Raw genomic sequence first — 8219 nt, 5'->3', positions numbered from 1 at the left:
CCCCCGCGTCGGCCCCGCCCTGGCCCACCGCCTGACCAGCGAACCGCTGCCCCTCGGCGCTCCGGCCGCCGCCCGCATCGGCCTGGTCGACCGCGTCGTCCCCGGCAGCGCGGGCGACTTCTGGAGCTGGGTCCGCCAGGAAGCGGAATCCCTTGCCGCCGAACCGGAGCTGTCCGACCGCCTCGTCGCCAAGAAGGAACGCCTGGCCGCCGACGAGGCCGTCAAACCCCTATCCGCCTACCGCGCCGAGGAATTGGCGCACATATGGCGGAACTTCTACGGCGCCGACGAGCCCTACCACCGCCTACGGCACAACTTCGTGCACAAGGCGCGCCCCTGCGGCACCCCCGCCCATCTCCTCGGCTGACCCGCAAATACGTTCTGCCGCAACGCAATCTCTATCGGAGTACCCTTGCTCGAACTCGCCCACTTCAACAACGGCTGGATCACCCCCGTCCTGGCCTACGCCATCTCCGTCATCGGATCCGTCCTCGGCCTCCGCTGCGCCGCCCACGCCCGCGACTCCCGCTGGCCCGCAGGCTGGCTCATCGCCGCCGCCGTGGCCCTCGGCGGCTGCGGCATCTGGGTCATGCACTTCACCGCCATGCTCGGCTTCGCCATCACCGACGCCACCATCCGCTACGACGTCCCCATGACCGCCCTCAGCGCGGCCATCGCCATCGTCGTCGTCTGGATCGGCCTCTCCATCGCCGTCCGCGTCCGCCGCGAACTCATCGCCCTCCCGATCGGCGGCACCATCACCGGCCTGGGCGTGGCCACCATGCACTACCTCGGCATGTACGCCATGCATTCCTCCGCGCACATGGAATACCGCACTCCCCTGGTGGCCTTGTCCATCGTCATCGCCGTAGTCGCCGCCACCGCCGCCCTCTGGTTCATGCTCCACGTCCGCGGCTTCCGCGCCACCCTCGGCGCCGCCCTCATCATGGGCCTGGCCGTCTGCGGAATGCACTACACCGGAATGGCTTCCATGCGCGCCCACGCCATGGACGCCCCCGCCACCGGCGTCGACCCCATGCAACTGATCGGCCCCCTGATCCTCATCGTCACCATGGTCACCATGATGCTGATCGTCCTGGTCGGCCTGGCCGAACTCGACGACCGCTCCGACTTCGACCTACCGTCGAGACCGGCCGACCCCGACCACGAAGCCCCCAACTGGCCCCGCACCACAGACCCGACTCGTCGACCGGGAACTGGTGGCGGGGGCTACTCGGGGAATGCCGCCATCAGTTCCCGCTGATCAGTCGTCCAACAGGATGGCCCGGGTGTCTGGGGCGGGGGTGGGGATTGGATGATGGGCGCATGCTTTCGACAGACCATTTGGCTCGGGGTGAGCGGCGGCGGGCGGTGATCGATACGCCGTTGGGGATTGTCGGGTTCTCCGTTGCGATCGGGTCGGATGTGCTGGCGGGGGAGGCTGATGCGTTGTGGCGGTTGGAGAATGGGTCGCAGTTGCATCGGTGGCGGCATCGGGCGGCCACGGTGGATTTGCTGATCGGGAGTATCGACGTGCCCGCGTGGGATGGTGGGGCGGCGGTTCCCATGTGGGCGGGGATCTGGCAGGTGCAGGCGGGGGTTTCGGGGGTTGTTGTTTCGGCCGAGGTGACGGATCTGCCCGCGGATGCGCTCGGGGGGCCGGATCCCGGTGACTGCCTGGCGGCGGTGAGTGTGGAGAACGATCACTTCATGGTGTCGGTCGGGGGCCCGGATACCGAGTTGCTCGCCATGCAGGCCGCGGACGGGCGGCTGATGCCGTTCGGGTGGGCGCAGTTGCTGCCGGAGGGGGCGGGCGATGGCGAATACGGTGTGCGGTACCGGGATCCGGCGCGGATCGCATGGCATCTGCCGGGGCTGGCGGCCAAGGAGGCGGTTCGATTGTGCATTGCGACCGCGTGGTCGCCGCGCGATGACGATCGACCCGCGGCCTGGTTTGCGGTCGACCTCCCCCTCGATACCGCGTACCACCACCTGATTACCGATCCGGGCTGACCTGCGGCAGACCGTATTCGGTTCGCTCGCCCCCTTCGCGAGCGAACCGAGGTACGGCTACAGTGACCCTAAGCCACTGCAACTTGCTACTGCAAGTTGCAGAAGCAAGTTGCGGGGTCGTTAGGGTAGCTATCAAGATCAGCCGATCGGGCGGATGGTCGGATGCTGCGAAAGAAGGGGGCGAGGGGATGCCGGAACGCGAAATTCACGATGTACCAGCCGAAGCCGAGGTGGATACGGTGTTCGCCGATCGGCTGCGATTCCTGTTCGACACGGTGCACCCGCGCGGGCGGGGGCCGTATACCCAGACCGAGATAGTGGACAAGATCCGAGCCAATGGCGGCCGGATGACCACGGGCTACATGTCCCAGCTGCTGTCGGGAAAACGGCGCGCGCCCACCCTGCCGACGGTGACCGATATCGCGGCCGTATTCCACGTCCCCATCGACTATTTCGGGTCGACCGAGGCTTACGAGGAAATCCGGCGGCACATCGAATGGATGGCCGCCCTGCGCGATTCCGGCGCCGAACAGGTGGCGGCGCGCAGCTACGACCCGACCCGGGTATTCCAGGTCGGCTTCCGCGAACTGCGCCGCGGCACCGGCGAAAACACCGGGGACCGCTGAGAATTCACGCCACCAGCAGGTACGCACCCGCCGCGAGCGCCGCACCCAGGAACGCCCCGACGGTCACCTGACCACGGGTATGGCCCCCCAGCTACACCCGCGACCATCCGTTCACCGCCGTCAGCGGCAAGGCGACCAGAAACCACGGCGAGGCGATCAACGCCAGCAGAATCGTCGTCCCCGCGCCGACCGCGGTGTGCACACTCACCTTCCACTTGCCGATGACGGTGATCACCCCGATCCCCAGCAGCACCACCAACCCGGCCACCGTCCACGCGATCAGCTCCCGCGGCCCGCCACCCACGATCTGCACGACCAGACCCACCCCGCACACCGCCAGAATCGCCGGAATCACCCAGCGCCGCCCATCAATATCGGTCACATGGTGATCGCTGGCGATCCCGCGCCGCACCCCGGCCAGAATGATGACCATCGGAATCCCGCCCGTGATCGCCGCGACGAACAGCCCCCAGCCGAGAGCGCCGACAGCGATTCCGGCAATGGCCGAGGTGACGATATTGATCACCCACGGCGCCCCGAGCTCGGTGATCACCCGCGCCGCCCGCGCCCGCACCGGATGCACCGCCTGCTCCCGCATGGTTTCCGTCACGCCGCAATCCTCCGTCGTCCATCTCGATATTCGCGCGCCAGCACCAGCGCCCAGCTCCGATCCATACCCGCCGCGAGCGCGGCCGATCGAATACCGGCGGCGCTCAATGCGGGCGCCCGCCGTCCGTACAACAACCATTCCGCCACCGCCGCGGCCACTCCGGGCGCCGCGGCGGCGGAGCCCTGCGCCGGAGCCTTGCTCGCGGCCTCCATACTCAGCGCGTCCAGCATTTCGGTGATCCGATCACCGGCCCGCTCATCCGCACCCGCACCCCGCCGCGAGGCCCGCCGCACCCCGGGCCAGCGCGACACCAGTTCGCGGTGCATCGGCCCGATCGCCCACAGCACCCGCTGCGCGCGCACCCGGGACAGGATGGGCGACAGCATCATGCCCGCGAAGATCACCAGCACACCGATGGCGGAGACACCCCGGGTCACTTCGAACACCCCGGGCGCGGGCGCCGCGCCGAAATACCGCACCGCCACGAAGTACAGCAGCCGCAGCCAGGCCCATACGGTCGCGGCCGCCAGCCCCGCCGACAGCAGCGTCAAACTCCACCCGGTCACGCTGCGCACATCGGCGCCGCGGGCGGTGATCACCATCAACACCGGGCACAACAGGGCCGGGAACAACGCCGCGGCAATACCGGCCTCGGCGTATCCCGGCAGATGCCCGTAGGTCGTATCGAAGTCGAATCCGCCCGCCGCCTGCGGAATCGGCGGCGCACCGAAGAAGATCGCGATCGCCACGACGGAGGCGAGCACCGCGATCACCCCCAGCACGCGCGCCCCGCGCCGCACCCGCTCGGCCTCACTCGTCACCGCCAAGGCCAGCACGCCCGAGGTGGCGGCGATCAGGTTGTACACCACCATGCGCAGCCCGATGGCCAGGTTCGTCACCGGCGCCGCGCCCTGCACCCACGTCTCCACCACCGGAATGCTCAGACTCAAATGTGTGGCGACCACCGCGAGCGCGACGGTCGTACTCCCGAGCACCCACCCGCGCGACCACCACCACCGCCACGCGCGGCTGACCACGGCAACCCACATCAAGGGAGCCAAAACCATTGCGATCAACCCAGCGCCTCACCCCAGCGCGATCGTAACCGCGGCTCCTTGCGGCCGATGCTCCGCAGGCGATTCAACAACAGGCTCGCGAACTGCTCGGCGGCCATTTCCTCTTCGGCAACACCGGAATTCCCGCATTCGCGGCGCAGCATGAGCGCGGCCATATCGTGGACCTCCGATGGCAGTACCGCCTGCGCGAGGTCGACCACCGGACGCCCCCGATGGCCCAGCAGGATATGTCCGAGTTCGTGCGCCACGGTCCGATCCCGGGTCTGCACCCAGGACGCGAAGCTCACCTCATCGTGATCGCGGTAGTGAATCCACTGCCCGAACACGCCGGGCGGCATCCCCGGATCCTCGACCACCCGCAACGGCCGTCCACGGAACCGGAAAACGGCCGCCACCAACCCATCCAGGCTTCTGGACTCCCCCGCCGTCGCCAGGGCGAAGACGCGATCGACCGCCGAACCGACCGCCTGACCATTGCCCACGCCCACATCCAAGCACACCCGGCGGCGACCGGCCGATCTGTCAACGCCGCTGGCAACGCCCGCGGGCCCGCGAACCGATAAGGTTTCAGAGGCATTCCGCGGCAGGGCACGGGGATGCGCAACCGAGGGGAGCGGTTCATGCCGGAAGCACAGATCACCGACGTCCAGCAATTACCCACCGCACAGCAATCGCCTGTGCCGCAGTCGAATTCACAACCACAGCAGTCCCAGCCACCGAACGCTCAGCGGGAGGACGAACTCGGGAACGCCGAACCACCGTGGGCGCCCCTGACGCATCGGGAGCGGGCCGTGGCGCTCACCCTCGGCATGGCGTCCGGAACGACCGGCGTGGTCGCCGTTTTCGTCTCCGGCAATCAGGCGGGCACGGCGGCCCTGTTTCTCATCTCGATAGTGCTGCTGCTCATGGGGATTCAGGGCACGCCGCTGACCCGCGTCGGTTCCGGCGTGCACAGCGCCGAGTTCGCGCGCCGCCGCTGGGCGCGCGCCCTGCTCGAAGTGGCCGATCGCGAGGAGGATCCCAAGGTGGCGGCCGGAGTGGTACGGGCCGCCGAGGTCATCGCCCGGCGGCCGCAGCACCCGTCGCGGGTCAGGCCGTAACGTTCAGCGGTTGCACGGCGCCGTCGAGCACCACCAGCGTCGGCTGGCGGGTCCAATAGACGGTGCCGTGCTCGAACCGCTGATACACCCCTGTCTCACAAGGGATTTCATCGCCTTCGTCCCAGCCGAGCGGACCGTTCTCGAAGCCGGAGCGATTCCAGCACTCGCGCACCGCACCGCGCAGCACGAAGGCGGGCTTGCCATTGCGGCGATAGATGGCGCCGTGCTGAAAGCCTTGAACGACACCCTCTTCGAGTACCGTGTGATCGTTCACCGGGTAACCCAATTCGCCTGTCTCGTGCTTCATTTCGGCGAACTTCTCCCACAGCACCGCGGGAATCGGATGCGCCTCGGTGCGCGGATGCCAATACACGAAACCGTGCTCGAACTCGGCGAACCGCCCTTCACCATCGGGGCATGTGTTCTCGCCCTGTGTGATTCGATTCCCGAGCCATGGCGACTGCGCCGCCTTCTCGTCGATGGCATTGTGCGCCGGTTCCATCCCGCCGACGAACTCGTCGACGTACTCCGCGAACACATCCCATGGGAAGTTGGGCCCCACATCCCAGTGCGTGCCGAACCCGAGCACCTGCGTCACATAGTTGTGGTCGCTGATCCCGTCGCGGCGACTGTACGGCGGCGCGATGACCACCGGTTCGAAGCCGCAGTCGCGGGCATCGCGGACCGCGATCCAGGCGGCGATCCGCAGTTCGGCCGAGCGCTCGAGCCACTGCTCCCGGCTCCAGGCCCCGCGGCTGCCCGCGAAACACAGGTTCAGCGTGTAGGAATTGGCGTCGAGCACACTCCAGCTGGCGCGGTCGTTCGGCACCACCCGGCACAGCACCCCGTCGCGCAGCGTGTAGTGATAGGACACCCCGTTCGCCCGATTATTGAGGTAAGCCGCGAGACTCTCCGCGGTGCCGTCCCCCTCCTGGGTGTGCAGCAGGAAGTTGGTGACGCGCGCGCCGTGCCGGGACTGACGGGAATCACCGGTCAGATCCAGTTCGGTGAAATCCGGCCGCCCCGACCGCGACGGCGCCCGATCGATGCTCCACTGCCCGAAATCACTGGCGAGCACATCGTTCACCTCCACGCTGGAGCCGTCGATCAACGGTCCGGGATTGCCGGGCGTATCGATCACCCGCTGGAACAGCACCGCCCGGTCCTCCCGCTCCCCGCGGCTCCACGCGCGGGTCTGCCAGGCCCAGTACTTCCCCTCCCGGGTGCGGCCGACGACGCCGTCCTCGATGGCCCACGCGCATGCCCGGGAATGCCCGTAGATGCCGGTCCACTCCCGCCCGACGGCGTCGTTCACACCCCGGAAGAAGTGCACGGCCGTCTCGTTCCACTCGTCGATAGAGATGTCCTCGTCCACCGCGAAGAAGATCGGGCTCCAGCCCGGCCCGCCCGCGGCCTGATGATTCTCCCTGGCCTGCAAGCCCATTCGATGCCCGCCCTCGTAGCCGAGGGTCCAGTCCGAGGGCGATCGCGCATCGCCGGGCTTGCCGAACTGGTAGCAGCTGACGATCTGCAATCCGGCGGCCGTCAGCGCCTCCGCGTACTCCTTCGTCACCGGTTTGGCGCCGAAGTCGGCGCCGGGGCGACTCGGCGCCACGTACACCAGCACCGCGATATGCCCGGCGGCCTTGATGGCCTGCGGATCAATGAGCCGCGCAACGAAATCTACTGCTGTGAACAAGATTTCCCCCCACAGGAAATTTGGAATCGACTGTCTGGCACAGTAGCCCGCCGAGACCGGCAAGGCGACCCGAATCCCGAGATTCGTCCGAATCGCCCCGGCCGCAGAAAAACAAGGACCGGCAACCGATCTCACAGTTCGGCGAATTCCCGGTTTCCGCCGCCGGTTTCGCCGCACCATTGCTTGATGCACACCTCCGACACCGTTCTGATGCCCCGGCTCATCCTGGCTCGCGCGGCAGCGGCGGGCATCGATCCGAATCGGCTGGCGCGCGAGGCCGGTATGCCGACCTGGTTGCTGGCCGACAAGAAGGCCCGCGTGCCCAGCGACTACTACCCGAAGCTGTGGGAGCTGCTCGAACACGAAACGGGCGACCCGAATTCGACGCTGCGCGTGGTGGGCGGCTATCGCGTCGGCGAACTCGGTCTGTTCGACTACCTGATCTCCACCGCCGACACCCTGGGCGAAGGGCTGGAGGTGGTCGGCCCGTAAGTCGGCGCGGTGAGCTCCAATTTCCGCATGGATCCGGGCGAGCAGACCGAGACCGAGTCGACCTTCAACCTGTACATGATCAATGCCGAGGGACGCGGCCGCGAGCTGAGCATCCAATCCTCATTGGGCATCCTGGTCTCGCGCATCCGCCAGATGACCGGCCGTCCCATCGATCCGGTGCGCGTGGCCTTCGCCCAGCAGGCCCCGCCCAAACATGACGCATTCACCGAGCATTTCGGCACGGCCACACTGGATTTCAGCGCTCCGGTGAACAGCATGACCTACCGCCTGGCCGACTTCGAACTGCGTCACGTCACCGCCGACCCCATGCTGGCGGCGGTGCTGCGCCGCTACGCCGCCGCCATGCCCCCGCCCCCGCCCCGCGCCACCGAATGGCCGGACCGGGTCGCCGCCGTGCTCGGGCAGCTCATCGACGACGGCGAACCCTCCCTCGATCAGGTGGCCCGCCGCCTGTTCACCAGCGCGCGCACCCTGCAAGGCCGCCTGGCCGAATCCGGCACCGCCTGGAAGCTGGAGGTCGAGCGCGCCCGCAAACGGCATCTCGAAGAACTCACCCCGGCCGACCGGCCCGGGGCGCAGTGA

General features: G+C 68.0%; 8 protein-coding genes and 2 pseudogenes. 6 read left to right on the top strand and 4 right to left on the bottom strand.

All coding sequences use genetic code 11. The features are described from left to right. The 4 genes and pseudogenes from NC4_RS40995 to NC4_RS11140 all read left to right on the top strand — a co-directional run. Positions 1 to 367: pseudogene (locus NC4_RS40995) on the top strand (hydrogenase maturation protein); the annotation flags it as partial. A 45-nt stretch (positions 368 to 412) separates the two neighbouring features. Next, positions 413 to 1264 (top strand): MHYT domain-containing protein, encoded by an 852-nt coding sequence (locus tag NC4_RS11150; protein ID WP_067535831.1) that lies wholly within the window; start codon positions 413 to 415, stop codon positions 1262 to 1264. A gap of 62 nt (positions 1265 to 1326) precedes the next feature. Next, positions 1327 to 2013: a hypothetical protein gene (locus NC4_RS11145; RefSeq protein ID WP_157554515.1), complete on the top strand. Its 687-nt coding sequence runs from the start codon at positions 1327 to 1329 to the stop codon at positions 2011 to 2013. 188 nt (positions 2014 to 2201) lie between these two features. Next, positions 2202 to 2639, top strand: coding sequence for a helix-turn-helix domain-containing protein (locus tag NC4_RS11140; RefSeq protein ID WP_067535821.1), 438 nt, complete (start codon positions 2202 to 2204; stop codon positions 2637 to 2639). A 91-nt stretch (positions 2640 to 2730) separates the two neighbouring features. Here NC4_RS11140 and NC4_RS11135 read toward each other — a convergent pair whose 3' ends face one another. Genes NC4_RS11135 through NC4_RS11125 form a run of 3 tightly spaced genes read right to left on the bottom strand, consistent with a single transcriptional unit; the run spans position 2731 to position 4807 of the window. Further along, positions 2731 to 3249 (bottom strand): hypothetical protein, encoded by a 519-nt coding sequence (locus tag NC4_RS11135; protein WP_245721603.1) that lies wholly within the window; start codon positions 3247 to 3249, stop codon positions 2731 to 2733. Then, the gene (locus tag NC4_RS11130) at positions 3246 to 4316 is read right to left on the bottom strand and encodes a hypothetical protein (protein WP_157554513.1); all 1071 of its coding nucleotides are present in this window, start codon (positions 4314 to 4316) and stop codon (positions 3246 to 3248) included. Before NC4_RS11130 ends, NC4_RS11135 begins: the two co-directional genes overlap by 4 nt. Positions 4317 to 4321: 5 nt before the next feature. Continuing rightward, positions 4322 to 4807, bottom strand: coding sequence for an ImmA/IrrE family metallo-endopeptidase (locus tag NC4_RS11125; protein ID WP_245721602.1), 486 nt, complete (start codon positions 4805 to 4807; stop codon positions 4322 to 4324). Between the two features lie 138 nt (positions 4808 to 4945). Between NC4_RS11125 and NC4_RS11120 the strand changes: the two genes are divergently transcribed. Then, complete coding sequence (locus NC4_RS11120; RefSeq protein WP_067535812.1) at positions 4946 to 5425, top strand: hypothetical protein; 480 nt, start codon at positions 4946 to 4948, stop codon at positions 5423 to 5425. On the opposite strand, the gene NC4_RS42410 is transcribed toward NC4_RS11120, so the two are convergent. Next, positions 5415 to 7124, bottom strand: coding sequence for a glycoside hydrolase domain-containing protein (locus NC4_RS42410; protein ID WP_245721601.1), 1710 nt, complete (start codon positions 7122 to 7124; stop codon positions 5415 to 5417). The genes NC4_RS11120 and NC4_RS42410 overlap by 11 nt on opposite strands. On the opposite strand from NC4_RS42410, the pseudogene NC4_RS11105 reads away from it, so the two are divergent. Further along, a pseudogene (locus tag NC4_RS11105) lies at positions 7059 to 8219 on the top strand (AraC family transcriptional regulator ligand-binding domain-containing protein). The gene NC4_RS42410 and the pseudogene NC4_RS11105 overlap by 66 nt on opposite strands.

The sequence above is a fragment of the Nocardia crassostreae genome (assembly GCF_001613405.1).
GTDB classification, from domain to species: Bacteria; Actinomycetota; Actinomycetes; order Mycobacteriales; family Mycobacteriaceae; genus Nocardia; species Nocardia crassostreae.
This window is presented reverse-complemented; position numbering and strand designations above follow the sequence as displayed.